Below are 26,734 nucleotides of genomic sequence, written 5' to 3'. Positions count from 1 at the left end.
GTTGATCAAGCAAAAATCTGCCGGGAGGACCGATGAGCGACTGGGTCGAGGCCTGTGACGCCGAAGACATCGACGAAGAAGACGTGATGCGGTTCGACCATGCCGGCCGCACCTTCGCCATCTATCGCAGCCCCGACGACGAGTATTTCGCGACGGACGGTTTGTGCACGCATGAGAAGGTTCATCTGGCCGACGGGCTTGTCATGGACGACATCATCGAATGCCCGAAGCACAATGGCCGGTTCAACTACAAGAGCGGCCAGGCGAGAGGCGCGCCGGTCTGCGTCAATCTCAGGACCTATCCGGTCAAGGTCGACGTCGGCAAAATCCTGATCCAGATCGGGTGACGGCGATGACGAAGGGGATGGTCATCGTCGGCGCTGGCGAATGCGGTGGACGGGCTGCCTTGGCGCTGCGCGATCTCGGCTATGACGGGCCGGTGACGCTGGTCGGCGACGAGCCGCATCTGCCCTATGAGCGGCCGCCGCTGTCGAAAGACGCGATGGCCGGCGAGGCGCCCGAGATCAAGGCGATCGCCAGCGACGAGGTGCTGGCCGAGAGATCGATCAGGTATATCCATTCGGTTCAGGCGGTGGCGATCGACCGCGCGGCGCACGTCGTGCGGCTGTCGGAGGACTCGGTCCTTCCCTACGACAAGCTCTTGCTGGCGACGGGTTCTGTGCCGCGCAAGCTGCCGATGCCGGCCCTTGGCGCGCGCTGCGTCTATCTCCGGACCTTCAACGACGCGCTGGCCATTCGCGCTCACCTCAGCGCCGGAAACCGCATCGCCATCGTCGGCGGCGGCTTCATCGGCCTCGAACTCGCCGCCGCGGCGCGCAGGCTGGGGGCCGCGGTCACCGTCATCGAGGCGCAGCCGCGCATCCTGATGCGCGGCGTGCCGGCCGAGATCGCCAAGATCATCCAAGCGGCGCATGAAGCCAAAGGCGTGAAAATCCTGTGCGGCGACGGCATCGCCGCGATCGCCGACGACGGCGCCAAGGTGCGCATCGCGCTTGCCGGAGGGCAGGACATCGTCGCGGATCTGGCGGTGATCGGCATCGGCGCCGTGCCGGTGACCGGACTTGCCGCGGAAGCGGGGCTGGCGATCGACAACGGCATAGCAGTCGATGCCGAGCTTCGCACCAGCGATCCGGACATCTTTGCTGCCGGCGATTGCTGTTCGTTTCCGCTCGCCGTCTATGGCGGCCGCCGCGTGCGGCTGGAAGCCTGGCGCAACGCGCAGGAGCAGGGCGCGCTGGCGGCCAGGAACATGCTCGGCGCCGGCGAGGCTCACGCGGCGGTGCCATGGTTCTGGTCGGATCAGTACGGCCTGACATTGCAGATAGCAGGGCTGTCGGACGAGGGCAGCAAAGTCGTGCGCCGCGACCTCGACGACGGCGCCTTCATCCTGTTCCATCTGGCCGAAGACGGCAGGCTGGTCGCGGCGAGCGGCATCGGCCCGGGCAATTCGGTCGCCCGCGACATAAGGCTGGCCGAGATGCTGATCGCAAAAAAGGCAAAGCCGGCGCCGGAAGCGCTCGGCTCGCAAACGGTCAAGCTGAAGTCGCTGTTGGCGGCGTGAGCCAGCGCGGGTTTCAGAAGCTTGAAGGAACTGGCGGAACGCTTTTCGTTCTCGTGGCGGCAATCCGACACTTCGCACCCATTGGGAATGGCGGGAGACGCCCCTTTCGGGCGTTACCGACCCTAATCGGTCATTTGCTGGATCAGATGAGCCCGGACTCCGGATCCCGAGCGGCCTTATACCGGGTCCGTTTTGCGGCGCTCGGAGGTCACAAATCAATCCTCCTGGTGACCCATCCGTGACGCGCTCCGTCAATGGTGGAAAGCCTGGATCACCGGTAGAGATAGCTCTCGGAAAGACCGAGGCGACGGCACGACTGGACGGCTGGTGATGAGGGGATCACGATGCGATCGCAGATTGCGGCCGTCGTCTTCACAAAAGCATGCTCCCACGGCTTCAACGTCCATCGGTCGCCGAGTGCCAACCGCTTGCGGACCCAGTGGGGCAGGATCTCGACGGCCGCCTTGAGAAGCGGCCGCTGAAGCGGTCGAGCCGCTCTCGGCAAGGCGGGAACCTCTGCCATGATTTCCAGGAACTCCGGGACGATCGGCGACGCGGCGAGTCTTGGCCTCATCACGTCGAACAGGGCGTAAAGCTCGGTCTGAGACGTGGGCGCGCCGACCGCACCATAGAGAAGCGCGACGGGGCGAGACTCAGCAAACATCGCGTCCCGTTCGAAAAAATGCAGACGGTGGGCATAGGTGTGATAGGCCTCCATAAAACCAAATTCGGCCGTCGCTTGCACCCAGTCCAGTAACTCCGGGTCGGTGGCGTGGTATGGCTCGCCTTCGCTGGTTCGACCTGAAACGCGGCCATGCATCCTGACCACCCCTTCAATCATGGCCTTGGCCTTGGTTCTGGGGCCGTAGACCGTGATCAAGGCAGCGAGGCCCGTACGCTGCAATCGTCGGAGCGCGTGGGAGCGAAATGTGCTGTGCCGCCAAATCGCGTCGCAAACCCGCGGCTCTGCCAATTCGAGCAGCACCGCCGTAACCCCGCCGATGAACAGTGCAACAGGGTTCTTGAAAATACGCCAGGACAGGGAGTCAGGCGGCAACAGCGCCGGCTCGCCTTCCGGGGTCGAGAAGTCCATCTGAGGTCCGAGCCGCTGGCGCATGAACGACTGCGCAAGAGTGTCCACACGACGCTCAAGCGGGCGAGGCAGGGGAATGTTGCCCGAGTTGCGAAACATGGTCCGCCTCCTGGGAACAGCAAGCGTTAGACCGGCGCCTGGCGGATGAACGTCTTTGGTCTTCCCGCCGTTCCAACGGCAAGCACCACAGTGCTGGCCGAGGATAATGCAATGCTCTGTTTCGGGATGCCGATCAGCCCACCACGTTGCTTTTGCCGCGCATGAGTCCGAAGCACACCAGGCCCGGACGGTCGTCACGAGCCCGGTCGTGCTGGTCTTATGGGGTAAGATCGAGCGCCGGTACGATTCTGTTATAGGGCAGCCCCGCATCGTCGTTGAGACGCTGCACGTCGGTATCGGAGACAGCGTCAAACAGGCACATGCAGCGCCCGTCCTCCGGTGCGAAGGTCGAGCGCAGATACCTGATGTCCGTGCCCTTGGACGTCATCTCGGCGGCCTTGCCGATCGCCGCCTTCTGCGCTTCTCCCAGAGCTTCCATGCTGATGCCCTTGAGGTCGCGTTCAACCATATAGACGGTCATTTCCAGATCTCCTCCTGGTTCAGTGACCACAGGAGTTGAATGCAATGGCGGACGGAAGAGAACGACATTTTTTCTATCAATCGATAGCCGACAGTTATCGATGAAGGGGCTACAATGTCGTTTCGTGGAACCGCCTCGGGAGGGCTCGCCATGGAGATGTTTCAGGTTCGCTACGTGCTTGCCGCCGCGAAGAGGTTGAACTTCACCAAGGCCGCCACCGATTGCAATGTGTCTCAGCCTGCGCTCACCAAAGCGGTCAAGACGCTTGAGGATGAGCTTGGCGCGCCCTTGTTCCACCGCGAAGGAAAGCGCATCCTCCTGAGTGAGTTCGGGCGCTCCATTCTGCCGCATCTTCAGCAGATCATGCAGGAGGCTCACGCAACCAGGACGCTTGCCGACAATTTTAGGCTGCTCAACCAAGTGCCGATCCGCCTCGGTGTCATGTCGACCATCGGCCATGTGAAGCTCGCCCGGTTTCTCGCAAAGTTCCAGCGCGACTATCATGGCGTCGAGCTCGAAGTAAGCGAAGCGAGCGTTCAGGAACTGAAGAGCAGGCTTGAGCAAAACGATCTCGATCTGGCCGTTCTCAATCCGCTGGAGGGACTGGGAACGGCTTTCCGCGTCCATGATCTCTACAGTGAGCGTTACGTCGTCGTATTCGCGCCGGATCACCGGCTTGCGACCCTCAATGCAATCAAGTTGGTCGATCTCTCTCAGGAACCCTACGTCGATCGTCTGTCCTGCGAAATGCGGGATCTGGTGATGGGCGTATGCCGGGAAAGAAACGTCAGCCTTTATGCCCGCTTTCGTTCCGAGCGCGAGGATTGGGTCCAATCAATGGTGTTGGCGCGGATCGGATTCGCCTTCATGCCTGAATATTCGGTGACATCGCCTGAACTTCTGCAGCGCCCGCTGATCGAACCCGCGGTGGCACGCACGGTGTCCCTGGCCAGCGTTCCGGGCCGGCCACATAGCCCGGCGACGGCTGCAATGGTCCGAGCTGCCCAAAGTTTCGATTGGCCGGGCTAACCGTTTATTGCTGAAGCTCGAGCTACTGCTGATTTGGGATGCCGTCTGCGCCGCCCTGATGTTCCCCGGGCCGCATACTGCGCAATGGAGAGGTGCATGGGCGCGATTACGCCCGGTCGATGTAACTGCGCACCACCCACGCGCCCCTAGATCACGAAGAAGTCGTCCACAGTGAGGAATGTGCTCGGATCCACGGCGGCAAACTTGACAGCCGCCGTTCCTCCAGCCCCGTCCACATCGAACAGCAGATCGCCGGTCCCCTTGTCGTAAATTATGCGGTCGCTGTCATCGATGGCGTGGTCGCCGACGACGAAAGCCGCAGTGAGAAGCGAGCCGGCCGATAGCCCGACGAATGCGGAGCTGTTCAGCCAGAACACATCGTCGAGCGCATTGAAGTCTTCTATCCTGTCGTAGTTCGCCGGCCCGAGGGCGTCGAACACCAAGACATCCCTGCCCGAGTCGCCGGCCAGCCGGTCGCGGCCGGCGCCGCCATTGAGAATGTCGTCGCCGGCACCACCCCGCATGTCGTCGGCGCCGGCGCCGCCGTCTAGGACGTCGTCGCCGGTGTCACCGCGGACGCCGTCCGCGCCCTCACCGCCGCTGATCTCGTCATTGCCGGCGCCGCCTTTCAGCCAATCGGTGCCCCCGCCACCAATGATGTCGTCGGCGCCCGCGCCGCCGAACAGCTGGTCGTGGCCGGCGCCGCCGTCGAGCGTATCGTTGAACGGGGTGCCGCTGATGCGGTCGCCGCCGCCCAGCGCGGCGACGAGCACGGCATGATCATAGCTTGCGTAGCTCATGATGTTTTTGGCGTCGGTCAAGGTGATGGATTCGGCCGGCGGAGTGACTGTGATCGTAATCGTCGCAATATTGCTGTTGCCCTGACCGTCCGTGGCGTAAACAGTAAAACTGTCGGTGCCGATGAAGCCGGCATCTGGCGTGTAGTCGAACAGGTTTCCGCTCAGAAAATCCGCATGATAGTGCAGGGTAGTGCCATAATGACCCTGGTGGAACGGGTAGTAGTTACCGTCGAAACTCGTCTCCTGCTCTAGGGTGCCGTTGTCCGGCCCGTCCACGATGATGAAGTTCAAGAGGTCGTAGTCGGCATCTGTCGCGCTGAACTCAATGTCGTCGAGAGGTTGCGCCTGCGAAACCGACAAGTCCAGGTCGGCAACGGTGGGCGTGTGATTGACGAAGGTGTCGGACTGAAGCACGCCCCCTTCCAAGATGATCTGGTGCTGGCCGTATTGGGTGTTTTCGCCGCCGAAATATTCGTTCGCCCCGATCCATGTCACCGTGATGTCGTCGGGGCTGTCGGCGCTGACCGAGACGATCTGGGCCGACACGAACGCCGCTTGGTCGGACACGGTGCGGAGCAAATTGCCTTCGTTGTCGAACACCTGCGTTTCCACGGTCGTCCAGGTCTCGGTCCTGCCTTCATGGGTGAAGCTGGTTATGGTGAAGAAGCCGTCGAAAACATTGACAGACGCCAGTTCGATCCCACCGAAAGGGAAATCCGGCTTCGCCCCTATCGGTCCGATTACGTCGCCGTCGGTCTCCGTAATACTAAATAGGACCGCGTCAGGGCTAGGATTGGGATCCTCGGGTTCGTTCCATACGACAAGTTCACTGCCATTGCTTAAGGTTGGCATCCTGTCTCTCCTTGCCTTTGCGCCTGGACGTACTGCGGATGGCCCCGATTTCAACGATAACATGTTACACGAGACGGATCGGTGACAAACCGAACCACCCTTCGTCTTGTTCGAATGTGGTTAATTCTGCCTCTCGGCAGTCGGATGGCGCTCAATTACCTTTCAAGGGGCAAAGACTGGCGGGCCGCGCTTCGATAACCTCTCGCGAGGCCTTTTCCGCTGCGAGCATCGGCACCGCTTGGTGCCGCAAAGGCAATCTATGCGGAGCAGAGCGTTGTTTGAGGCTGTTTGGGCCATCTTACGGAAACACGTTGCGCCGCATCGCGAATGCGATCAGACCAGCTATGGATGGAGTTCTCATGAAGAAGACTGTCGTTAGGGTTGTCTGTGCCATCGGCCAAGCGGGGCAGCTCGGCCTCAAAGGCCGCCTTCCATGGGAAGGCGAGCGGTCGCCGGAGTTCGTCGCCGACGTTGCACGGTTTTTCGACCTCACGAGAGGACACGTCTTGCTCGCCGGTCCCAAGACGATCGCGAGCGTTCCGGATTTTGCTCGCGCGGATCGGGAACTTGTCGTCGTTCGCTCCAGCATGGATCCCGAGGACACGCTCCAGCGCTTTGCCGGCCGGGTGGTCTTCATCGGCGGCGGTCCACCGGTCTGGGACGCCTACGCGCGCTTCGTCAGCCACTGGGATGTCACGCGGCTTCCCTATGACGGGCCGGCGGACCGCTGGTTCGATGCAAGATGGCTTACGGGAGGTGGCGAAGTTGCCAGCAATCACCGCGACCAATGAGGAAGGACCCGATCACCTTTGATCATGTGAGGAGACCGCGTCATGCGACGCTCGCAATTGGGCGACTGCAAAGTGTCACTCCGGCCGGTGGGCTGAAGGCCGGCCAACGAGGCGCGCTGCGAACGCCGTCCGGAAATCTATGGGATGGCGATGTCGCTGCGAATTGACGAACCGAGCAAGCGATTTCCGCTTTCCACCCAGGCTGGCTGTCCGGTAGCAAGCGCCGGATTATTCACCACTAAAACAGCGTCTTCAGCTCCGGCAGTTTGTCGTTGACCAGCCAGCCATAGTAGTTTTCCTCGGGCAGCTTCTCCGGTTCGCCCGCGGCGCGGCGTCTGTCGTTCTCGGCCTTCAGCGCATGGGCGCGCTGTTCCGCATTGCCGACATTGTAGAGGGTCGCTGTGATGCCGGGATTGCCCGAGATATCGAAGCCGGCAATGTCTTTGTAGGCATCGATCGATTTGCGGATCGCCGCCGCGACATAGGACAAGGTGAGGTCGGGATCCATGATGGTCTTGTAAACCGCGTTCGGATCGCCGACGTCGAGCTTCGGCAAGCCGGAAACCTCGTTCACGAGATCGCTCATCTGCAACGCGGTCAGCGGATTGAGCTGGCCGAGGCCGAAGGTCTGGCCGGCATAATAGGGCTGGAAGAAGGTGGCGCCGAAGCGATCGTCGGGAAAGCTCTCCCCGCCGACGGTCTTGCCGCGAAAAGACTGGTTCCACACCAGCTCGCGGCATTCCCAGAGCGCGTAGCTGTCCAGTTTGCCTGCGCATTTCTGGAATTGCGGCCGCTGCACGAAATCGGTGATGTCCTCGCCGTCATAGGCGAAGGACAGCTTGCTCGACAGATAGGAGATCGCCTTGACGTAGTAGGTCTGCAGCCGGTCATATGCATCGACATTGTAGGTGTGCTCGCCGACGATGGCTCCAACGATATGCATCGGGTCGATGTCGTAGGTCGCCGCCGCTTCGCTGATCTTGCCGCGAAGACCGGCGTCGTTCTGCAGCAGCGCATAGACCTTGCGGTACTTCGCCTGGAAGGTGGTGTTGGTGGCCTGGGTGCGCCGGCTCGAGGCGCCCGGTATGTTGGGCTGCTCGGCATTGCGGTTGCCCGGCGGGACCATCGTCGCCGCTTGCGCGGCGAACATGGCTGTCGCCAGCGTCAGCCCGAGAATGACGAGGATCAGTTTTTTCATGCGCCGCCGCCTGTAACAGCGCATGACCCCCGGGATCAATTTTCGGGGGTCATGCGCAGAACCAATTGCTACGGCGTCTTTTCGCATCCAAGGGTTGCGCGGTGCCGTAGTCGCCGGGCAAACTAGGTAAAGCTCCAGGTCGAGTCGAGAGCCCCTTCAGTCGCCGAGGCGAAAGATGGCCATATGCTTCCATTTGGCCACACGTTGCAGAATGATCGGGCAGAATCCCTGCCCACCCTGCACCGGAATTGCCCGGTCTTACAGGATGAAACGCGACAAATCCGTGTTTCTGGACAGGTCGCCGACATGCTTCTCCACATAGGCGCCGTCGATGGTCACCGACGTGCCGTGACGGTCCGGCGCGTCATAGGAGATCTCATCCAGCACCCGCTCCATCACCGTCTGCAGCCGCCTGGCACCGATGTTCTCGACGCTGGCGTTGAGATCGACGGCGATGCCGGCCAGCGAATCGATGGCGTCGTCCGTGAAAACGAGATCGACGCCTTCGGTTTTCATCAGCGCGATGTACTGCTTGATCAGGCTGGCCTCGGTCTCGGTGAGGATGCGGACGAAATCCTCCTTCTCCAGCGCGCGCAGCTCGACGCGGATCGGCAGACGGCCTTGCAGTTCGGGCAGCAGGTCGGACGGCTTGGCAACGTGGAACGCACCCGATGCTATGAACAGGATGTGATCCGTCTTCACCGGCCCGTATTTGGTCGCGACTGTGGTGCCCTCGACCAGCGGCAAGAGGTCGCGCTGTACGCCTTCGCGGGAAACGCCGGCGCCCATGCCGCCCTCGCGCGAGGCGATCTTGTCGATCTCGTCGAGGAAGACGATGCCGTCGTTTTCGGTCGATTCGAGCGCCCTGCGCACCACCTCATCCTGGTCGAGCAGCTTGTCGGATTCGTCGCCGACCAGCAGCGCGTAGGATTCCCTCACCGTCGTCTTGCGCGTCTTGGTCTTCTGGCCGCCCATCGCTTTCGACAGCATGTCGTTGATGTTCAGCACGCCGATATTGGCGCCCGGCATGCCGGGGATCTCGAAGCCGGGCATGCCGCCGGTGCCGGTGTCGCTCACTTCGATCTCGATCTCCTTGCCGTCGAGCTCGCCGTCGCGCAGCTTCTTGCGGAAACTGTCGCGCGTGGCCGGGCTCGCCGTCTTGCCGACGAGCGCTTCCAGCACACGCTCCTCGGCATTGATATGGGCGCGCGCCTTGACATCCTCGCGCATCTTCTCGCGCACCAGCCCGATGGCGATCTCGACCAGGTCGCGGATGATCTGCTCGACGTCGCGGCCGACATAGCCGACCTCGGTGAACTTGGTCGCCTCGACCTTGACGAACGGCGCACCGGCAAGGCGCGCCAGGCGGCGCGAGATCTCGGTCTTGCCGACGCCGGTCGGGCCGATCATCAGGATGTTCTTCGGCATCACCTCCTCGCGCATCTGGCCTTCGAGCTGCTGGCGGCGCCAGCGGTTGCGCAAGGCGATGGCCACGGCGCGCTTGGCGTCCTTCTGGCCGATGATGAAGCGATCGAGTTCCGAAACGATTTCGCGGGGCGAGAATGTGCTCATTTCACTAAATTCCACTTTGCCACTGCCGGATGGACTCGAACGGATGCAGCAGCATGATCACGTTGAGCGTCAGATTGTCCCTGATGATGGTGCCGACACCGAATTCGAAGATGAGGGCGAGGGTCACGATCACCCATATAGGAAGCTTGCGCGCCATCACAAATCCCAGCACCATCGCCAGCGTGTCCGCCACCGAATTGATGATGCTGTCGCCATAGTAATCCAGGGAAATTGTGCCGGCGCGATAGCGCTCGATGATCAACGGGCTGTTCTCGAGAAGCTCCCAGCCGCCCTCTATGACGACCGCGAATGCCAGCCTGAGCCCGATCGGCGAGCGCGGGAACAGAAACCACGCCAGCGCATAGAACAGGAAACCGTGGATGATGTGCGAGAATGTGTACCAGTCGGAAATGTGCTGGGAATTCTCCGAGCTCTGCACGATGCCGTGCCACAGCTTGACATAGCTGCATGTGCAGATCGGCGTTCGACCCATGCCGTAGAGGGCTCCAGCTTGGAAGATGATCAGGCCGAGGACGAGCAGAAGCCCCATCCGCCAGCTGTCTTCATAGGCCGAGACGGTTTTGTCCACGCCGGATGTGCTCATGCTGTTACTGCCCCTCTTCGACGTCGCCCTCTTCGGCATCAATTGCCATCAGCACGGCGTCGCCATATTCCGATTGCCTTCGATCGATAGCCCGGAAACCGGCCTTTTCATAGGCGCGGATGGCTCGTCCGTTGGAGGGATCCGGGTCGATGATGACACGCGGCGCGCCTTCCTCGAACAGCTGTTCCACGAACTGCCGGACAATTGCCGAACTGTGGCCGCGCCCAACAAGCTCGGGCTTGCCGATCGACAGATCGATGCCGAGCGTGCCGAACGGCTGGTCGCTATAGGGATGGCCGTCCTCCAGATGCGGGTCGTAGCTCTGCATGTAGCCGATCGGCTCGCCGTCGAGTTCGATGATCAGCGGCTCGACGGAAATGCTGGCGATGTGTTCGCGGATCTGGGCGATCTCCGTCTCGGGATCGTCCCACCACTCCGCGACATGCGGCTCGGCCAGCCAGCCGGCGATCATCGGCAGGTCCGCCTCAGTCACCGGCCGAAAATCGTACAGCGCGGCCCGCTCAGCCGGCATCGAGTGCTTCGATGACGAAATTGTTGTTGGTGTAGACGCAGATTTCGGATGCGATCTGCATCGCCTTGCGGGCGATCTCCTCGGCATCTTTTTCGCTGTCCATCAGCGCGCGCGCGGCGGCCAGCGCGTAGTTGCCGCCAGAACCGATCGCCATCACGCCATGTTCGGGTTCGAGCACGTCGCCGGTGCCGGTCAGCGCCAGCGAAACCGACTTGTCGGCTACCAGCATCATCGCTTCCAGCCGGCGCAGATACCGGTCGGTGCGCCAGTCCTTTGCGAGCTCGACGCAGGCGCGCGTCAACTGATCCGGATATTGTTCGAGCTTGGCTTCCAGCCGCTCCAGAAGGGTAAAGGCATCGGCCGTAGCTCCGGCGAAACCGGCGATGACGCTGCCGCCCTTGCCGATGCGGCGCACCTTCCTGGCGTTGCCCTTCATGATGGTCTGGCCGAGACTGACCTGGCCGTCGCCGGCGATCACCACCTTGCTGCCCTTGCGCACGGTGACGATGGTCGTGGCGTGCATGGTCAGTTCATCAGACATTTTCTGCTCCGATCAGCACCGATCCGAAGGCGATCGGCGCGTTACGAGTGGACTTGATCGGCCATATGTATGCATAGGCCCGATGATTGCAAACCGGTCATCCGCGGGCCGATACCGCTTGGCATGGCAACTGGCAATCGCTGGATCATGCTGCTAGAAGGCTCTCGTTTTCAAGCAAGTGAAGCTTGGACTGAACTCTGGACAAGGATGAGGTCATGCCGCCCCGTTCCGCCGAAGCAAGCCGCAAGACCAAGGAAACCGATATCTCCGTATCGGTCCAGGTCGACGGCTCGGGAAAATCCGATATTGCGACGGGCGTCGGCTTCTTCGACCATATGCTGGACCAGCTTTCGCGCCATTCGCTGATCGACATGACGGTCGAGGCCAAGGGCGACCTGCACATAGACGACCACCACACCGTCGAGGACACTGGCATCGCGCTCGGTCAGGCGCTGGCCAAGGCGCTGGGCGAGCGGCGCGGCATCATGCGCTACGCCTCGATCGATCTCGCCATGGACGAGACGCTGACGCGCGCGGCGATCGATGTCTCCGGCCGTCCTTACCTTGTCTGGAACGTTGCGTTCTCGTCGCCGAAAATCGGCACCTTCGACACCGAACTGGTGCGCGAATTCTTCCAGGCCCTGGCGCAGAATGCCGGCATAACGCTGCATGTCACCAACCACTACGGTGCCAACAATCACCACATCGCCGAGACCTGCTTCAAGGCCGTGGCCCGTGCGCTGCGTTTCGCGCTTGAAAGCGACCCGCGCCAGCCGGACGCGGTTCCTTCCACCAAGGGATCTCTGAAGGGATAGCCTGATGGCCATCTATGTCGTGATGGAACCGACGGGCCGCGGCGAAAAGCCTGACACAACGGCCTTTGTCCGTGACGGGTTTTCCTGGCTCGGCTTCCTCCTGCCGCCGCTGTGGCTGCTCTGGCACCGGTTGTGGATCGAGGCAGCACTGGCCTTCGTCGCCATGGCGGTTCTTTCGGTGCTTGCCGAAAGGTTGAACCTTGGGCTGGCCGGCTCGCTTTTGTCGCTGCTGGTATCGCTCTATGTCGGGCTGGAAGGGCAGGCCCTGCGGATTGCCGCACTGCGCCGCCGTGGCTGGCGTGAATGGGGCGTTGTGGAGGCCGGCAGGCTCGACGACGCCGATATGCGCTACGTGCTGGAAGCCGAAGCGCAACCGGATGAGCAAGCGCCCGCGCAACGCATCGTTCCGGACGCCGCCCTTGCCCGGCCGTCGCAGACGGGCATGGCGCTAGGACTGACCCACACGCCGGGGAGGCCCTGACATGCGGGTCGCGATCATCGACTACGGCTCGGGCAACCTGCGCTCGGCCACCAAGGCCTTCGAGCGCGCCGCGCATGAAGCCGGTATCGCCGCCGCCATCGACCTGACCGCCGATGCCGAACGTGTCAGGACCGCAGACCGCATCGTCCTGCCCGGCGTCGGCGCCTATGCCGATTGCGCGGCCGGGCTGCGCACTGTCACCGGCATGTGGGAAGCGGTCGAGGAGGTCGCCATCGTCAAGGGGCGGCCGTTCCTCGGCATTTGCGTCGGCATGCAACTGATGTCGGAGCGGGGCCTGGAAAAGACTGTTACAAAAGGCTTTGGCTGGATCGCCGGCGACGTCAAGGAAATCACGCCTTCCGATCCGGCGCTGAAGATCCCGCAGATCGGCTGGAACACGATCGAGCTGACGCGCAAGCATCCGCTGTTTTCCGGCATTCCGACCGGTGCCATGGGATTGCACGCCTATTTCGTCCACTCCTACCATCTCGACGCGCGGAAGCCGGGCGAAGTGCTGGCGATTGCCGACTATGGTAGCCCGGTGACCGCGGCGGTCGCCCGCGACAATCTCGCCGGCACGCAGTTCCACCCCGAGAAGAGCCAGGCGCTTGGCCTGGCGCTGATCACCAATTTCCTGCGCTGGAAGCCTTGAGGTTTCAAAGGGACAAAATCATGAACAAGAAGGGTTATTGGATGGCGATGGTCGATGTCCGCGACCCCGAAATCTACAAGCAATATATCGAGGCGAGCGCGGTGGCTTTTGCGAAATACGGGGCGAAATTTCCCGTGCGGGCTGGTCGCTTCGCGAACCCGGAAGGGCCGACAGGCAACCGCCATGTCCTGGTGGAGTTCGAATCCTATGACAAGGCGATAGAATGCTACGAGTCGCCTGAATACCGGGCCGCCTTGAAGTACAGGCTTGCCGCCTCGACCGGTCACTTCGTCATTGTCGAAGGCGCCTGAACGGTGATCCTGTTCCCGGCCATCGATCTCAAGGACGGCAAGTGCGTGCGCCTGAAGCACGGCGACATGGCGACCGCGACGATCTACAATGACGATCCCGCCGCGCAAGCCGGTGCCTTCGAAGAACAGGGCTTCGAGTGGCTGCATGTCGTCGACCTCAACGGTGCGTTCAAGGGCCAGAGCGTCAACAGCGCGGCGGTCGGCGCCATCCTCAAGGCGACGACGAACCCGGTGCAGCTTGGCGGCGGCATCCGCACGCTGGCGCAGATCGAGGACTGGCTCGACCGTGGGTTGGCCCGCGTCATTCTCGGCACCGTGGCCGTGCGCGATCCCGATCTGGTCGGGCAGGCCTGCAAGGCGTTCCCGGGCAGGATCGCCGTCGGCATCGACGCCAAGGGCGGCAAGGTGGCGGTCGAGGGCTGGGCCGAGGCCTCGAGCCTCGGCGTCATCGAACTGGCGAGGAAGTTCGAGGGTGCCGGCGTCGCCGCCATCATCTACACCGACATCGACCGCGACGGCGTGTTGACCGGCATCAACTGGGACGCCACGATCAGTCTCGCCGAGGCGGTATCGATCCCGGTCATCGCCTCTGGAGGTCTGGCCTCGATCGCCGACATCGTACGCATGACCATGCTCGACGCGCGAAAACTCGAAGGCGCCATCTCCGGCCGCGCGCTTTATGACGGGCGTATTGATCCGGCCGAGGCACTGGCAATCTTGGCGGCGGGATCCGAGAAGGCGAGGGCGCGATGAAACTCTCCATCATCCTCGCACCCTATGACAGCGGCCTTTACCATGCCGGCTTTGGCCAGGGCCCCGACGCCATCCTTGCCGGCGGCCTTGTCGATGAACTCACCTTGCGCGGCCACGAAGTCGTCGTCGAGGACATCGGCGAGGTCGGCGATGCCCAGAAACGCGAAATCGCGACAGGCTTCGCTGTTTGCAAAGCGGTCGCCACGAAGGTCGATCTGGCCCGCGACGATGAACGTTTTCCCATCGTGCTCGCCGGAAATTGCCTGACCGCCGCCGGTGCCGTGGCTGGCGACGCCGCGGATTCGATCATCTGGATCGATCAGCATGGCGATCTCAACACGCCCGAGACGTCCGCCTATGGGTTTCTCGACGGCATGGCGCTGGCAACGACTCTGGGTCTCTGCTGGCGCCCGATGACGTCGGCGATTCCCGGCTTCCAGGCGATAGACCCGTCGCGGTGCATGCTGGTCGATGCGCGCGACCTCGATCCTGATGAGAGGCGGCTTCTGGAGACGTTGCCGATCATCCGCGCCCAATGGGCCGATGCACTCGACAACGTCGGAAGGCTCAAGGCGGCCGGCGCGGCCCAAGTACATTTGCATCTGGATCTGGACGTTCACGATCCGGATATGCTGCAAGTGAACCGCTATGCACGGCCGGGAGGCCCAAATCCGGAGCAACTGCGGCAACTGGTTTGCGGGCTGGCCAAGTCGATCCCGATTGTCGGCGTCACCCTGTCCGCCTACGATCCTGCCTTTGACGCCAAAGGCGAGGTTCCGCCTGTCGTCGGGCAATTGCTGGGCGATTTTCTTGCAGCTATCGAGAGAACCTGATGCTGAAAGCCCGCGTCATCCCTTGTCTCGATGTCAAGAACGGCCGCGTCGTCAAGGGCGTCAACTTCGTCGATCTGGTCGATGCCGGCGATCCGGTCGAGGCGGCAAAGGCCTATGACGCCGCCGGCGCCGACGAGCTTTGCTTTCTCGACATCACCGCGTCGTCCGAAAATCGCGAGACCATCTACGACATCGTCGCCCGCACCGCCGAACAATGCTTCATGCCGCTGACCGTCGGCGGCGGCGTGCGCCAAGTCGCCGACATAAGGAAGCTGCTTTTGGCCGGCGCCGACAAGGTGTCGATCAACACGGCGGCGGTGAAGAATCCCGATTTCGTCGCCGAGGCCGCCGACAAGTTCGGCAACCAGTGCATCGTCGTTGCCATCGATGCCAAGAAAGTGTCGAGCGATGGCGAGGCCGACCGCTGGGAGATATTCACCCATGGCGGCCGCGAGAAGACCGGCATCGATGCTGTCGAGTTCGCTCGGCGGATGGTCGATCGCGGCGCCGGCGAGATCCTGCTGACGTCGATGGATCGCGACGGCACCAAGGCCGGCTACGATATTGCGCTGACCCGTGCTGTAGCCGACGCCGTGCGTGTGCCGGTCATCGCCTCCGGCGGCGTCGGCACGCTCGAGCACATGGTCGAGGGCATTCGCGACGGCCATGCGGGCGCGGTGCTGGCGGCGTCGATCTTCCATTTCGGCACTTACAGCATTGCCGAAGCCAAGGCGCATATGGCCCGCGCCGGCCTGCCGATGCGACTGGACTCACCGGGTGATCGGCTCTAAAGCATGGTCTCGGCCGAACGTCCGCGCCAGCAGAAGGCGGAAATCCGGTTCTCGGAAAAGATCATGCTTAAACAAGCAGATAGATGGCGCAATGGCTGAGTTCTCGCTCTCCGATCTGGAGACAGTCATCAGGGACCGCGCACATTCCGGCGATCCGGATTCGTGGACGGCAAAGCTGTTCGCTCGCGGCATGGACAAGGCGGCGCAGAAGCTCGGCGAAGAGGCGGTCGAGACGGTGATCGCGGCCATCGGGGGTGACAGACAGGCTCTCGTTTCGGAAAGCGCCGATCTCCTCTATCATTGGCTCGTCGTTCTGGCTGTCGCCGGCATCCCGCTTGCCGATGTCCTGACCGAACTCGAACGCCGCACCGGTCGTTCGGGCATCGCCGAAAAGGCGTCTCGGCAGGACCGGGGCTGACCGCTGCGGAGGGTAGGAAACTCAATGGACCAGCTCGCCCCTACCGAGAAATATTCGCCATTTCGTTTTTTCTCGGCGGAGCAATGGTCGCAGTTCCGTGCCGACACGCCGATGACGCTCGGCGCGGACGAGATCCGTCGTCTGCGCTCGCTCAACGACCCGGTCGACCTCGAAGAGGTCAGGCGCATCTATCTTTCGCTGTCGCGGCTTTTGTCGGCCCATGTCGAGGCGAGCCAGCTTCTGTTCAGGCAGCGCCAAGCCTTCTTCAACGCACAGGATATCGTCAAGACACCCTTCATCATCGGCATTGCCGGCTCTGTCGCGGTCGGCAAATCGACCACGGCGCGCGTGCTCAAGGAATTGCTGGCGCGCTGGCCGTCGAGCCCTAAGGTCGATCTGATCACCACCGACGGCTTCCTGCTTCCCAACGAAATCCTGCGCCGCAACAATCTGATGGAGCGCAAGGGCTTTCCCGACAGCTACGATGTCGGCGCATTGCTGCGTTTCCTGTCGGGCATCAAGTCGGCGGAGCGCAATGTCCGCGCGCCGGTCTATTCGCACCTGACCTACGACGTCGTTCCCGGCGAGTTCCAGACCATCGACCGGCCGGACATATTGATCTTCGAAGGCATCAACGTCCTTCAGCCGGGCAAGCTGCCGAAGGACGGCAAGATCGTGCCTTTCCTGTCGGATTTCTTCGATTTCGCCATCTATATCGATGCCGAAGAGGAGCTGATCCATCATTGGTACATCGCCCGCTTCATGCGGCTGCGCGAGACCGCCTTCCGCGATCCGGATTCCTTCTTCCATCGCTATTCGCAACTTTCCCAAGAAGCGGCCCGCGCCATCTCCGAAGGCCTGTGGGCCAACATCAACCTGAAGAATTTGCGCGAGAACATCCTGCCGACGCGCGCGCGGGCCGATCTCATCCTGCGCAAGGGCGCCAATCACCTGGTCGAGGAAGTTGCGCTCAGGAAGCTGTAACGAAATAGAGCGGCAATTCGAGTTGAAGTCCACCGCTTAGCCGCTCTGGCCAGGATAGGTCACCCGCCGCAGGGTCAGATTGATCCGCCCGCCATTCCTGAGCAATGCCGAGGTCGACGGATAGATGCGGTCGACGCCGTGGAAACAGAGGCGGCCTTCGCCGCCGAGCACGACGACGTCGCCGCTTTTCAGCCTGAATGATCGGGTTGCCCCTTCGCGCGTACTCTGACCGACCCGAAATAGGCAATCGTCGCCCAGTGAAACGGAAACGACCGGCGCGGAGAAATCGACCTCGTCGCGATCTTGATGAAGGCCCATCTTCGCGTCCGGCGAGTAGAAATTGACCAGGCAGGCCTCCGGCGAGTGTTGATAGGCGGACACGTCCCGCCACAGCTCCAGCAGCACGTCGGGGATCGGCGGCCATGGCATTCCGGTCACCGGGTGCGTCGGCTGGTAGCGATAGCCGCGCTCCTTGTCGGTGACCCAGCCGAGCGAGCCGCAATTGGTCATGCGCACGCTCATCTCCTTGCCGGTGCGCGGCATGGCCGGCACGAACAGGGGAGCCTCCCGCACGACCCGTCTCACATCCTCGACCAGCGCTTCCTGCACGGCGCGCGACAGATAGGCGGGCATGTGGCGAACGCCTTTGGGCAGGACGAGCATCAGATTGGTCGCTTCATTCTCTCATCCGGCAAAGAATGCCACGATCAAATGAAAACGGCGACCCGAAAGCCGCCGCTGTCGGTTGACCGTCCCCGATCTGGTCAGGCTTGATCGAGATCCGGTATGCGCAGGACCTGACCCGGATAGATCTTGTCCGGGTGTGTCAGCATCGGCTTGTTGGCTTCGAAGATGATCGAGTTCTTCACGCCCTTGCCCTTGCCATAGCTCTTTTCGGCGATCTTCCAGAGGTTGTCGCCTTTCTGGACCGTATAAAAGGTCGGTTCCTTGGCCGCCGTTGCGGGCGTGCCGGATTCGGGCGCGGCGACCTGCAGTTCGTCCGCCTGCACTTTGGACACGCCGAGCGTGTTGCCGACGGCGATGACCGCCTTTTCGAAGATCGACTGATCCTTGACCACGCCTTTCAAGACAGCCGTATCGCCCTTGACGACGACTTCCACATTGTCGGTGCCGAGCGCGTGCGAATCGAGCTCCTTCTTGAGCGTATCGGCTGTCGGCTCCGGCTCATCGTCGCCGAAGCCGAGCTTCTTGCCGACGCCCTTGACGAAATCAAACATGCCCATGTGAGGTCTCCTTGCTGTGGCGAATGCCGAACTTGCCATCTGCAACCCTGAATTGGAAGCCGCTTCGTTGTGACGACCTAATCGTCGCTCACCCGGCCGCGCAGTTTCTTGATGGTGCCGCGCCCGGCCTTGGTCTTCAGCCGCCTTTCGACCGCGCCCTTCGATGGCCTCGTCTTCTTGCGCGGCGGCGGCGGTGGTTCGGCGGCCCTGGCGACCAGTTCCGCAAGCCGCGCCCGGGCGTCCGCCCGGTTCTGTTCTTGCGTGCGGAAGCGTCCGGCCTCGATGACGATGACGCCGTCCTTGGTGGCGCGCTGGCCAGCCAGCTTTATGGTTCGCTCGCGCACGCGCTCCGACAGGCCCGCTGCATTGGCGGCATCGAAGCGCAGCTGCACCGCTGTCGCCACCTTGTTGACGTTCTGGCCGCCCGGGCCGGACGAGCGGATGAAGTCCTCGTGCAGGTCATCCGGATGGATCACCGCATCGTCGGCAATGATGATCTTGTCGTCGGCGCTCATGCCGCAGTCATGGCGCGGCGGATGAAAAAAGAAAAGGCCCGATCCCTGGGTCGGGTCTTCCCGATCCCCTGGGTCGGGCCTCGAAGTGCAGCATATTCCGGCCGGCGATTATTCCGCGGCTTCGCGCATGCGCGGCGCGGCGCCGAGCACAATGGCGTCGACATGAGGTTCGAATTTCTCGAAGTTGACGGCGAACATGCCGACCAGCCTCGCCGCCTGCAGGTCATAGGCTGATGTGTCGGCCCATGTCGATCTCGGATCGAGAATGGCGCGGTCGACGCCCGCAACAGCCACCGGCACATCGAAACCAAAATTGGCATCGATCCGGAAATCGGCCCCTTTCAGCGAGCCGTCGAGTGCCGCGGCAAGCAGCGCGCGCGTCGCCTTGATCGGCATCCGCTTGCCGGTGCCGTAGGCGCCGCCGGTCCAACCGGTGTTGACCAGCCAGCAATCGACGCCGTGATGGGCGATCAACTCGCGCAGCAGATTGCCGTATTCCGATGGATGGCGTGGCATGAACGGTGCGCCGAAACAGGTCGAAAACGTCGCTTCGGGGTCGGTGACGCCCTTTTCGGTCCCTGCCACCTTGGCGGTATAGCCGGAGAGGAAATGATACATTGCCTGCGCCGGGGTCAGCCGCGCGATCGGCGGCATCACGCCGAATGCGTCTGCGGTCAGCATGATGATGTTCTTCGGATGGCCGGCACGGCCCGTCTTGCTGGCGTTGGGAATGAAGTGAAGCGGGTAGGCGCAGCGCGTGTTTTCAGTGAGGCTGCCGTCGTCGAAATCCGGCACACGGGCCGCGTCGAGCACCACATTCTCCAGCACCGTGCCGAAGCGCTGGGTGGTGGCGAAGATCTCGGGCTCGGCTTCGGCCGAAAGCCTTATCGTCTTGGCATAGCAGCCGCCCTCGAAATTGAAGATGCCGTGCGGGCCCCAGCCGTGCTCGTCGTCTCCGATCAGCGTGCGCGACGGATCGGCCGACAGCGTCGTCTTGCCGGTCCCCGAGAGACCGAAGAAGACGGCGGCGTCTCCGCCGGAGCCTTCATTGGCCGAGCAATGCATCGGCATCACGCCCTTCGCCGGCAACAGGTAATTGAGCGCGGTGAACACCGACTTCTTCATTTCGCCGGCATAGGAGGTGCCACCGATCAGCACGATCATGCGCGAGAGGTCGACGGCGATAACCGTTTCGGTGCGGGTGCCGTGGCGGGCGGGATCGGCGCGGAACGACGGCAGGTCGATGATCGTCATGTCGGGCACGAAATGCTCGAGCTCGGCGGCTTCCGGACGAATGAGCAGATTGCGGATGAACAAGGAGTGCCAGGCAAGCTCCGTGACAACCCTGGTCGTCAGATTCAAGTTCGCGTCGGCGCCGCCGACCAGATCCTGCACATAGAGATCCTTGTCCGCCGCATGGGCGCGAAAATCGGCGAGCAGCGTGTCGAACTGGGCCGGCGAAATCGCCTTGTTGTTGTCCCACCACACATGCGGGCCGGTGGTCTCGTCGCGCACGACGAACTTGTCCTTGGGCGAGCGGCCGGTATGCTGTCCGGTCTCGGCGACGAGCGCGCCATGTGCGGTGAGCCGGGCCTCGCCGCGGCGGATTGCCTCCTCGTAAAGAAGGGCTGCGCCAAAATTATAGCGTACCGCGCCCGTGGTCCTCAGGCCGATTCGATCGATCGCCCATTCGGGATTGCGTTTGCCGGCTTCGGGCATGAGGGTTCCTTCTTCGTTTTGCAGCATCCTGGCCGGCGAACTTCCGGAGCCCCACCAAAGAGACTGTAAGGGTCAGAACCAGAAAAGCCAAATGATATCAAATCTTTAATCGATTTAAATATTTTGAAAGTTGTTTAAATCGTTTATATATGCAAGAAATCAGGCGGTTGCCCAAAGGATTGGCGGTCTTTATCAGTCCAATCCATGTCGAGGTAAGATTGTGGCCGCCGGCGTGCCGCTCAAGGTGGCGGACGGAGCCTGTGCCACATTTTGTACCTAATTTGTCCTGCAAAAGCCCCTTCTCGACCAAAGAAGGGACAGCTCAATGAGGGAGCCGCTTGAAATGGCAACAATCGCGCTTGTCGATGACGATCGCAACATTCTGACTTCGGTGTCGATCGCCCTCGAGTCGGAGGGGTATCGCGTCGAAACCTACACGGATGGGGCGTCGGCGCTGGAAGGCCTGGCGGCCCGCCCGCCGAATCTCGCCATCCTCGACATCAAGATGCCGCGCATGGACGGCATGGAACTTCTGCGCCGGATGCGCCAGAAATCCGACCTGCCGGTGATCTTCCTGACCTCCAAGGATGACGAGATCGATGAGCTTTTCGGCCTCAAGATGGGCGCCGACGACTTCATCCGCAAACCCTTCTCGCAGCGTCTTCTGGTCGAGCGGGTTCGCGCTGTGCTGCGTCGTGCCAGCGCCCGCGAGGCATCGGCCAAGACGCCCAACCAGCAGGCTCGTTCGCTCGAGCGCGGCCAGCTTGTCATGGACCAGGAGCGCCATACCTGCACCTGGAAAGGCGAGCCGGTGACGCTCACCGTCACCGAATTCCTGATCCTGCATTCGCTCGCCCAGCGTCCCGGCGTGGTAAAAAGCCGTGATGCGCTGATGGATTCGGCCTATGATGAGCAGGTCTATGTCGATGACCGCACCATCGACAGTCACATCAAGCGGCTTCGCAAGAAGTTCAAGGCCGTCGATGATGACTTCGAGATGATCGAAACCCTTTACGGAGTCGGATACCGGTTCCGCGAAGCATGAGTTGATGCATGGCGCCCAAAAGTGGTTCCGGTTTCGGGACAACGACATGCATCGAAAACGCAAATGCATGTCGCCCAAAAGTGGTCCCGGTTTTGGGACAACGACATGCATCAAGACTAAAGACTGAGCGGGGGCTGCTATTCGATGGCAGTGGACGTAGAGCGAGTGAGACGGACGGGCGCCCGGCGCCCGTCGCGGATTCTGCCCGCATTCCTGTCGAGGATCACGGTGCCGATGCGCCGCTTTCTCGGCCACCACATCTTTTCCAGCCTGACGCGGCGTATTCTCTTCCTCAACCTCGCCGGCCTGGCCGTCCTGGTCACCGGCATTCTCTACCTCAACACGTTTCGCGACGGGTTGATCGATGCCCGCGTCGAGAGCCTGATGACCCAGGGCGAGATCATCGCCGGCGCGATCGCGGCGTCGGCGACGGTCGAGACCGATTCGATCAGGATCGATCCGGAAAAACTGCTTGAGCTGCAGGCCGGCGAAAGCCTGGGCCCCGGCTCCGATCAGCTCGACAATCTGGATTTCCCGATCAATCCGGAGCGCGTCGCGCCGGTGCTCCGGCGGCTGATTTCGCCGACGCGGACGCGCGCCCGCATCTACGACCGCGACGCCAACCTGCTGCTCGATTCCCGCCATCTCTATTCGCGCGGCCAGATCCTTCGTTACGACCTGCCACCGGTCGACGAGGAAGAGCCCGACCTCTTGGAGCGTATCCAGAAATTCGTCTTCGATTTCTTCCGCAACACCGCGCTGCCGGTCTACCATGAGCAGCCGGGGGGCAATGGCGCCGCATTTCCAGAGGTGGTCAAGGCGCTTACCGGCAGCCCGTCGACCATCGTGCGGATCTCCGAACAGGGCGAGCAGATCGTTTCGGTCGCCGTGCCGATCCAGCGCTTCCGCGCCGTCCTCGGCGTGCTGATGCTGTCGACGGAGGGCGGCGACATCGACAAGATCGTCGCGGCCGAGCGCAAGGCGATCCTGCGCGTCTTCGGCATTGCCGCCCTTGTCACCGCCATCCTGTCGATGCTGCTCGCCTCGACCATAGCCAACCCGTTGCGCCGGCTGTCGGCGGCGGCGGTGAGGGTGCGGCGCGGCGTGAAGAACCGCGAGGAAATCCCGGACTTCTCCGACCGGCAGGACGAGATCGGCAATCTGTCGATCGCCGTGCGCGACATGACCAATGCGCTCTACGCCCGCATCGAGGCGATCGAAAGTTTCGCGGCTGACGTCTCGCACGAGCTGAAGAATCCGCTGACCTCGCTACGCAGCGCGGTAGAGACCCTGCCGCTGGCCAAGAACGACACGTCGCGCAGCCGGCTGATGGATGTCATCCAGCATGACGTCAGACGGCTGGACCGTCTCATCACCGACATTTCCGATGCCTCCCGTCTTGACGCCGAGCTCGCGCGGGAGGACGCGGGAACCGTTGACCTGAAGAAATTCATCACCGATCTGATCGCCGTTTCACGCACGGCCACGCGCAACAAGAAGTCGGTCGAGATCGAGTTCAAGGTCGCCAAACCGCCGCAGGGCGTCAAAGGCTACTTCGTCGCCGGCCATGATCTTAGGATCGGCCAGGTCATCACCAATCTGATCGAGAATGCCCGCTCCTTCGTTCCCGAAGAGCGCGGCCACATCACCATATCGCTGGCGCGCGCCAGTAAGGTCAACATCATCACCGTCGACGACAATGGCCCCGGTATAAGGGCCGACAACATCGACCGCATCTTCGAACGCTTCTACACCGACCGGCCGGCCGGCGAGGCGTTCGGCCAGAATTCAGGCCTTGGCCTGTCGATCAGCCGGCAGATCGTCGAAGCCCATGGCGGCACGCTGACCGCCGAGAACATCCCGGGCACCAAACCCGGCGAGATCAAGGGCGCGCGCTTCGTCGTGACACTGCCGGCGGAAGGCTGAAGCATGATTCCGAAAAGTGGGAACCGGTTTTCGGACAAGACCATGCCTGATCCGATTGCGCAGGCTGAAAACATTCATGGAACGGCGCTGCTGATCGGCGAGCGCGGCGTCCTCATCACCGGATCGTCCGGCGTCGGCAAGACGACGCTGGCGCTGACACTCCTCGATCATTGCCGCGCGCGCGGGCTGTTTTCGCGGCTTATCGGCGACGACAGGCTGCTCGCCGAGGCCCACGCCGGGCGGCTGGTCTGTCGCGTGCCGGCGACCATCGCCGGTCTGGCCGAAGTGCCTGGGTTCATGCCGCGCCCGCTGCCGTTCGAGCCGGGTGGAGTGATCGACCTGCATGTCCGGCTGGTGCCGAAGGGAGAAATGGCCCGCTTCCAGGAGGAAATCAGCGAGCCGGTGGCAGGCTGTCCGGTGCCGCGTATCGACCTTGCCGAGCGCAACGCCGTCACAGCTTTGCCGGCGGTGATGGCGCGGCTGTCGATTGCACCTTTTTTGTGATCCGGTTCCGGTTTTTTGCTGCAATGCGTCAAAATGGCCTGGGCCTGTGCAATTTTGGGCTTGTCAACGCGTCTGCCGTCGACAAGATAGCGCTCCCGCCGCCTGGAATGGCCGGCGAGCATGAAATGCGCCTGTGAAGCGGCGATGACGGGAGCCACCAAAGAATGATCGGACTCGTGCTTGTAACGCACGGTCAACTGGCCGCCGAGTTCCGCCATGCCGTGGAACATGTCGTGGGGCCACAAGACAGTTTCGAGACCGTGGCGATCGGCGCCGACGACGATATGGAGCAGCGTCGCAGCGACATCGTCGACGCCGTTGCCCGCGTCGACACGGGGGCGGGCGTCATCGTTCTGACTGACATGTTCGGCGGCACGCCCTCCAATCTCGCCATTTCGGTGATGGAATCCGGTCGTACCGAGGTCATTGCCGGCATGAACCTGCCGATGCTGATCAAGCTGTCCAGCGTTCGCAAGAGCGACAACATGACGGCAGCGCTGGACGAAGCGCAGGCGGCCGGCCGCAAATACATCAATGTCGCCAGCCAGCTTCTGAGCAGCAAATGAACGCGGTGTCGGCCAAGAAGGATCACATCGTCCGGGAATTTCCAATCGTCAACCAGCGTGGCCTGCATGCCCGCGCCTCGGCGAAGTTTGTTCAGGTTGCCAGCGGTTTCGACGCCTCCGTCCATGTCGAGAAGGACGGCGTCACGGTCGGCGGCACCTCGATCATGGGGCTCATGATGCTGGCGGCGAGCCCCGGCTATTCGATCCGCGTCACCGCCAGCGGCCCGGAGGCCGAACGGGTCATCGACGCGCTGGAGCAACTCGTCGCGTCCCGCTTCGGCGAGGAGTCCTGACGCCTAGAGCACCACGCGTCCTTTGGACGCGTAAAGGACGCTCTAGCACTTTGAATTTGCGCATCGTGCTTTACGAAAATCGTTTCCGATTTTCGAGGCGATGCGCCCCGCAAGACATGCACGGATAAAGATTTCTTTATATCCCATTGTCGTTCGAGCGGCGATCTGCTAGTCAGGCCGGCACTCGTGCCCGTCGACACGCCTTCCGGCGCGGGCGCACCCGAAAACAATTCTTGATCGGAGCACTGCCATGACGGGTAGCAATGACTATGTGGTCGCCGACATCTCGCTTGCCGGCTGGGGCCGCAAGGAGATCGAGATCGCCGAAACCGAGATGCCGGGTCTGATGGCCTGCCGCGAGGAATTTGGCAAGGCGCAGCCGCTCAAGGGCGCGCGCATCACCGGCTCGCTGCACATGACCATCCAGACCGCCGTGCTGATCGAAACGCTGAAGGCGCTCGGCGCCGATATCCGCTGGGCCTCCTGCAACATCTTCTCGACCCAGGACCATGCGGCCGCGGCAATCGCCGAGGCCGGCGTTCCGGTCTTTGCCGTCAAGGGCGAGACGCTTGAGGATTACTGGGTCTACACCGACAGGATATTCCAGTGGGCGGACGGCGGCACGTCCAACATGATCCTCGACGATGGCGGCGACGCCACCATGTACATCCTGATCGGCGCGCGTGCCGAAGCCGGCGAGGACGTGCTCTCCAATCCGGGCAGTGAGGAGGAAGAAATCCTGTTTGCCCAGATCAAGAAGCGCCTGAAGGCCTCGCCTGGCTTCTTCACCAAGCAGAAGGAAGCGATCCGCGGCGTCACTGAAGAGACGACAACCGGCGTCAACCGGCTCTACCAGTTGCAGAAGAAGGGCCTGCTGCCCTTCCCGGCCATCAACGTCAACGATTCGGTGACCAAGTCGAAATTCGACAACAAGTACGGCTGCAAGGAATCGCTGGTCGACGGCATTCGCCGCGGCACCGACACGATGATGGCCGGCAAGGTCGCGGTCGTCTGCGGCTATGGCGACGTCGGCAAGGGCTCTTCGGCGTCGCTCAAGGGCGCCGGCGCCCGCGTAAAGGTCACCGAGGTCGATCCGATCTGTGCATTGCAGGCGGCAATGGACGGCTTCGAAGTGGTCACGCTCGAAGATGCCGCCCCGACCGCCGACATCGTCATCACCACCACCGGCAACAAGGATGTCGTCACCATCGACCATATGCGGTCGTTCAAGGACATGGCGATCGTCGGCAATATCGGTCACTTCGACAACGAGATTCAGGTGGCTGCGCTGCGCAATCTGAAATGGACCAACATCAAGCCGCAGGTCGACATGATCACCTTCCCGGACGGCAAGCGGATGATCCTTCTGTCGGAAGGCCGCCTGCTCAATCTCGGCAACGCCACTGGTCATCCGAGCTTCGTCATGTCGGCGTCCTTCACCAACCAGGTGCTGGCGCAGATCGAACTCTACACCAAGCCCGGCCAGTACGAGAACCAGGTCTATGTCCTGCCCAAGCATCTCGATGAAAAGGTCGCGCGCCTGCATCTCGACAAGCTCGGCGCCCGGCTCACCGAACTGTCAGGTGAACAGGCCGCCTATATCGGCGTGACCCCGCAGGGACCGTTCAAGCCGGAACACTACCGCTATTAACCACAATTGAAATTACCACTAGATATTGAGGCCGGGCGATTGACTTTTCGTCCGGCTTT

General features: G+C 62.2%; 31 protein-coding genes and 1 pseudogene. 20 read left to right on the top strand and 12 right to left on the bottom strand.

What is annotated here, in order from left to right:
• The first annotated feature begins 32 nt into the window (after positions 1-32).
• Positions 33-347 (top strand): MocE family 2Fe-2S type ferredoxin, encoded by a 315-nt coding sequence (locus tag AC0NID_RS04430; RefSeq protein ID WP_473451182.1) that lies wholly within the window; start codon positions 33-35, stop codon positions 345-347.
• A 5-nt stretch (positions 348-352) separates the two neighbouring features.
• On the top strand, positions 353-1,582 hold the full coding sequence (locus tag AC0NID_RS04425; protein ID WP_473451180.1) for an NAD(P)/FAD-dependent oxidoreductase: 1,230 nt from the start codon (positions 353-355) through the stop codon (positions 1,580-1,582).
• A 271-nt stretch (positions 1,583-1,853) separates the two neighbouring features.
• Here AC0NID_RS04425 and AC0NID_RS04420 read toward each other — a convergent pair whose 3' ends face one another.
• Positions 1,854-2,774, bottom strand: coding sequence for an oxygenase MpaB family protein (locus tag AC0NID_RS04420; protein WP_473451178.1), 921 nt, complete (start codon positions 2,772-2,774; stop codon positions 1,854-1,856).
• 217 nt (positions 2,775-2,991) lie between these two features.
• Positions 2,992-3,213 (bottom strand): nickel-binding protein, encoded by a 222-nt coding sequence (locus tag AC0NID_RS04415; RefSeq protein WP_474033465.1) that lies wholly within the window; start codon positions 3,211-3,213, stop codon positions 2,992-2,994.
• Between the two features lie 156 nt (positions 3,214-3,369).
• Here AC0NID_RS04415 and AC0NID_RS04410 point away from each other — a divergent pair.
• Positions 3,370-3,531 (top strand): annotated as a pseudogene (locus AC0NID_RS04410) (LysR family transcriptional regulator); the annotation flags it as partial.
• A 165-nt stretch (positions 3,532-3,696) separates the two neighbouring features.
• Positions 3,697-4,284, top strand: coding sequence for a LysR family transcriptional regulator substrate-binding protein (locus AC0NID_RS04405; protein WP_474033464.1), 588 nt, complete (start codon positions 3,697-3,699; stop codon positions 4,282-4,284).
• Between the two features lie 146 nt (positions 4,285-4,430).
• Here AC0NID_RS04405 and AC0NID_RS04400 read toward each other — a convergent pair whose 3' ends face one another.
• Complete coding sequence (locus AC0NID_RS04400; protein WP_473451174.1) at positions 4,431-5,684, bottom strand: Ig-like domain-containing protein; 1,254 nt, start codon at positions 5,682-5,684, stop codon at positions 4,431-4,433.
• A 611-nt stretch (positions 5,685-6,295) separates the two neighbouring features.
• On the opposite strand from AC0NID_RS04400, the gene AC0NID_RS04395 reads away from it, so the two are divergent.
• Positions 6,296-6,727: a diacylglycerol kinase gene (locus AC0NID_RS04395; protein WP_473451172.1), complete on the top strand. Its 432-nt coding sequence runs from the start codon at positions 6,296-6,298 to the stop codon at positions 6,725-6,727.
• 238 nt (positions 6,728-6,965) lie between these two features.
• Here AC0NID_RS04395 and AC0NID_RS04390 read toward each other — a convergent pair whose 3' ends face one another.
• The 5 genes from AC0NID_RS04390 to hslV all read right to left on the bottom strand — a co-directional run bounded on the left by AC0NID_RS04390 (position 6,966) and on the right by hslV (position 11,174).
• Positions 6,966-7,925: a DUF1402 family protein gene (locus AC0NID_RS04390; RefSeq protein ID WP_473451170.1), complete on the bottom strand. Its 960-nt coding sequence runs from the start codon at positions 7,923-7,925 to the stop codon at positions 6,966-6,968.
• Positions 7,926-8,183: 258 nt separating this feature from the next.
• Complete coding sequence (gene hslU / locus AC0NID_RS04385; RefSeq protein WP_473451168.1) at positions 8,184-9,497, bottom strand: ATP-dependent protease ATPase subunit HslU; 1,314 nt, start codon at positions 9,495-9,497, stop codon at positions 8,184-8,186.
• A gap of 4 nt (positions 9,498-9,501) precedes the next feature.
• The gene (locus tag AC0NID_RS04380) at positions 9,502-10,101 is read right to left on the bottom strand and encodes a DUF2585 domain-containing protein (protein ID WP_473451166.1); all 600 of its coding nucleotides are present in this window, start codon (positions 10,099-10,101) and stop codon (positions 9,502-9,504) included.
• A gap of 4 nt (positions 10,102-10,105) precedes the next feature.
• Positions 10,106-10,633: a GNAT family N-acetyltransferase gene (locus AC0NID_RS04375; RefSeq protein WP_473451165.1), complete on the bottom strand. Its 528-nt coding sequence runs from the start codon at positions 10,631-10,633 to the stop codon at positions 10,106-10,108.
• Positions 10,623-11,174, bottom strand: coding sequence for an ATP-dependent protease subunit HslV (gene hslV, locus AC0NID_RS04370; RefSeq protein WP_473451163.1), 552 nt, complete (start codon positions 11,172-11,174; stop codon positions 10,623-10,625). The genes AC0NID_RS04375 and hslV overlap by 11 nt, the downstream gene beginning before the upstream one ends.
• Before the next feature lie 215 nt (positions 11,175-11,389).
• Between hslV and hisB the strand changes: the two genes are divergently transcribed.
• The 9 genes from hisB to coaA all read left to right on the top strand — a co-directional run bounded on the left by hisB (position 11,390) and on the right by coaA (position 17,212).
• The gene (gene hisB, locus AC0NID_RS04365; protein ID WP_473451161.1) at positions 11,390-11,989 is read left to right on the top strand and encodes an imidazoleglycerol-phosphate dehydratase HisB; all 600 of its coding nucleotides are present in this window, start codon (positions 11,390-11,392) and stop codon (positions 11,987-11,989) included.
• Between the two features lie 4 nt (positions 11,990-11,993).
• Positions 11,994-12,470, top strand: coding sequence for a DUF2628 domain-containing protein (locus AC0NID_RS04360; protein WP_473451159.1), 477 nt, complete (start codon positions 11,994-11,996; stop codon positions 12,468-12,470).
• Position 12,471: 1 nt separating this feature from the next.
• A complete protein-coding gene (hisH, locus tag AC0NID_RS04355; RefSeq protein ID WP_473451157.1) occupies positions 12,472-13,122 on the top strand; it encodes an imidazole glycerol phosphate synthase subunit HisH in 651 nt (216 codons plus the stop codon).
• A gap of 20 nt (positions 13,123-13,142) precedes the next feature.
• Positions 13,143-13,433 carry a DUF1330 domain-containing protein gene (locus AC0NID_RS04350; protein WP_473451155.1) on the top strand — a complete coding sequence of 97 codons (291 nt, stop codon included), beginning with the start codon at positions 13,143-13,145 and terminating at the stop codon, positions 13,431-13,433.
• Positions 13,434-13,436: 3 nt separating this feature from the next.
• Complete coding sequence (gene hisA, locus AC0NID_RS04345; RefSeq protein ID WP_473451153.1) at positions 13,437-14,186, top strand: 1-(5-phosphoribosyl)-5-[(5-phosphoribosylamino)methylideneamino]imidazole-4-carboxamide isomerase; 750 nt, start codon at positions 13,437-13,439, stop codon at positions 14,184-14,186.
• The gene (locus AC0NID_RS04340; protein WP_473451152.1) at positions 14,183-15,019 is read left to right on the top strand and encodes an arginase family protein; all 837 of its coding nucleotides are present in this window, start codon (positions 14,183-14,185) and stop codon (positions 15,017-15,019) included. Before hisA ends, AC0NID_RS04340 begins: the two co-directional genes overlap by 4 nt.
• Positions 15,016-15,810, top strand: a complete 795-nt coding sequence (gene hisF, locus AC0NID_RS04335) for an imidazole glycerol phosphate synthase subunit HisF (protein WP_473451509.1) — start codon at positions 15,016-15,018, stop codon at positions 15,808-15,810. Before AC0NID_RS04340 ends, hisF begins: the two co-directional genes overlap by 4 nt.
• A 91-nt stretch (positions 15,811-15,901) precedes the next feature.
• On the top strand, positions 15,902-16,228 hold the full coding sequence (locus AC0NID_RS04330) for a phosphoribosyl-ATP diphosphatase (protein WP_473451150.1): 327 nt from the start codon (positions 15,902-15,904) through the stop codon (positions 16,226-16,228).
• Positions 16,229-16,252: 24 nt separating this feature from the next.
• Entirely contained in the window at positions 16,253-17,212 is a 960-nt protein-coding gene (gene coaA, locus AC0NID_RS04325; RefSeq protein ID WP_473451148.1) for a type I pantothenate kinase, read from the top strand.
• A 36-nt stretch (positions 17,213-17,248) separates the two neighbouring features.
• Here coaA and AC0NID_RS04320 read toward each other — a convergent pair whose 3' ends face one another.
• The 4 genes from AC0NID_RS04320 to AC0NID_RS04305 form a co-directional block, all read right to left on the bottom strand.
• Positions 17,249-17,875, bottom strand: coding sequence for an alpha-ketoglutarate-dependent dioxygenase AlkB family protein (locus tag AC0NID_RS04320; protein ID WP_473451146.1), 627 nt, complete (start codon positions 17,873-17,875; stop codon positions 17,249-17,251).
• A gap of 101 nt (positions 17,876-17,976) precedes the next feature.
• Positions 17,977-18,456 (bottom strand): peptidoglycan-binding protein LysM, encoded by a 480-nt coding sequence (gene lysM / locus AC0NID_RS04315; RefSeq protein WP_473451144.1) that lies wholly within the window; start codon positions 18,454-18,456, stop codon positions 17,977-17,979.
• A 77-nt stretch (positions 18,457-18,533) separates the two neighbouring features.
• Positions 18,534-18,971 (bottom strand): alternative ribosome rescue aminoacyl-tRNA hydrolase ArfB, encoded by a 438-nt coding sequence (gene arfB, locus AC0NID_RS04310; protein WP_473451142.1) that lies wholly within the window; start codon positions 18,969-18,971, stop codon positions 18,534-18,536.
• A 108-nt stretch (positions 18,972-19,079) separates the two neighbouring features.
• Positions 19,080-20,690, bottom strand: a complete 1,611-nt coding sequence (locus tag AC0NID_RS04305) for a phosphoenolpyruvate carboxykinase (protein WP_473451140.1) — start codon at positions 20,688-20,690, stop codon at positions 19,080-19,082.
• 343 nt (positions 20,691-21,033) lie between these two features.
• Between AC0NID_RS04305 and AC0NID_RS04300 the strand changes: the two genes are divergently transcribed.
• From AC0NID_RS04300 to ahcY, 6 genes are all read left to right on the top strand, one after another.
• The gene (locus tag AC0NID_RS04300) at positions 21,034-21,735 is read left to right on the top strand and encodes a response regulator transcription factor (RefSeq protein WP_023796909.1); all 702 of its coding nucleotides are present in this window, start codon (positions 21,034-21,036) and stop codon (positions 21,733-21,735) included.
• Between the two features lie 144 nt (positions 21,736-21,879).
• Positions 21,880-23,661 carry a stimulus-sensing domain-containing protein gene (locus AC0NID_RS04295; protein ID WP_473451138.1) on the top strand — a complete coding sequence of 594 codons (1,782 nt, stop codon included), beginning with the start codon at positions 21,880-21,882 and terminating at the stop codon, positions 23,659-23,661.
• A gap of 42 nt (positions 23,662-23,703) precedes the next feature.
• Positions 23,704-24,165, top strand: a complete 462-nt coding sequence (locus tag AC0NID_RS04290; RefSeq protein ID WP_473451136.1) for an HPr kinase/phosphorylase — start codon at positions 23,704-23,706, stop codon at positions 24,163-24,165.
• Positions 24,166-24,329: 164 nt separating this feature from the next.
• Positions 24,330-24,731, top strand: coding sequence for a PTS sugar transporter subunit IIA (locus AC0NID_RS04285; protein ID WP_473451134.1), 402 nt, complete (start codon positions 24,330-24,332; stop codon positions 24,729-24,731).
• Positions 24,728-25,024, top strand: coding sequence for an HPr family phosphocarrier protein (locus AC0NID_RS04280; protein ID WP_145720571.1), 297 nt, complete (start codon positions 24,728-24,730; stop codon positions 25,022-25,024). The genes AC0NID_RS04285 and AC0NID_RS04280 overlap by 4 nt, the downstream gene beginning before the upstream one ends.
• Positions 25,025-25,274: 250 nt before the next feature.
• Entirely contained in the window at positions 25,275-26,675 is a 1,401-nt protein-coding gene (gene ahcY, locus AC0NID_RS04275; RefSeq protein WP_473451132.1) for an adenosylhomocysteinase, read from the top strand.
• The last annotated feature ends 59 nt before the right edge of the window (positions 26,676-26,734 follow it).

The sequence above is a fragment of the Mesorhizobium sp. WSM4821 genome (genome assembly GCF_055901555.1).
This window is presented reverse-complemented; position numbering and strand designations above follow the sequence as displayed.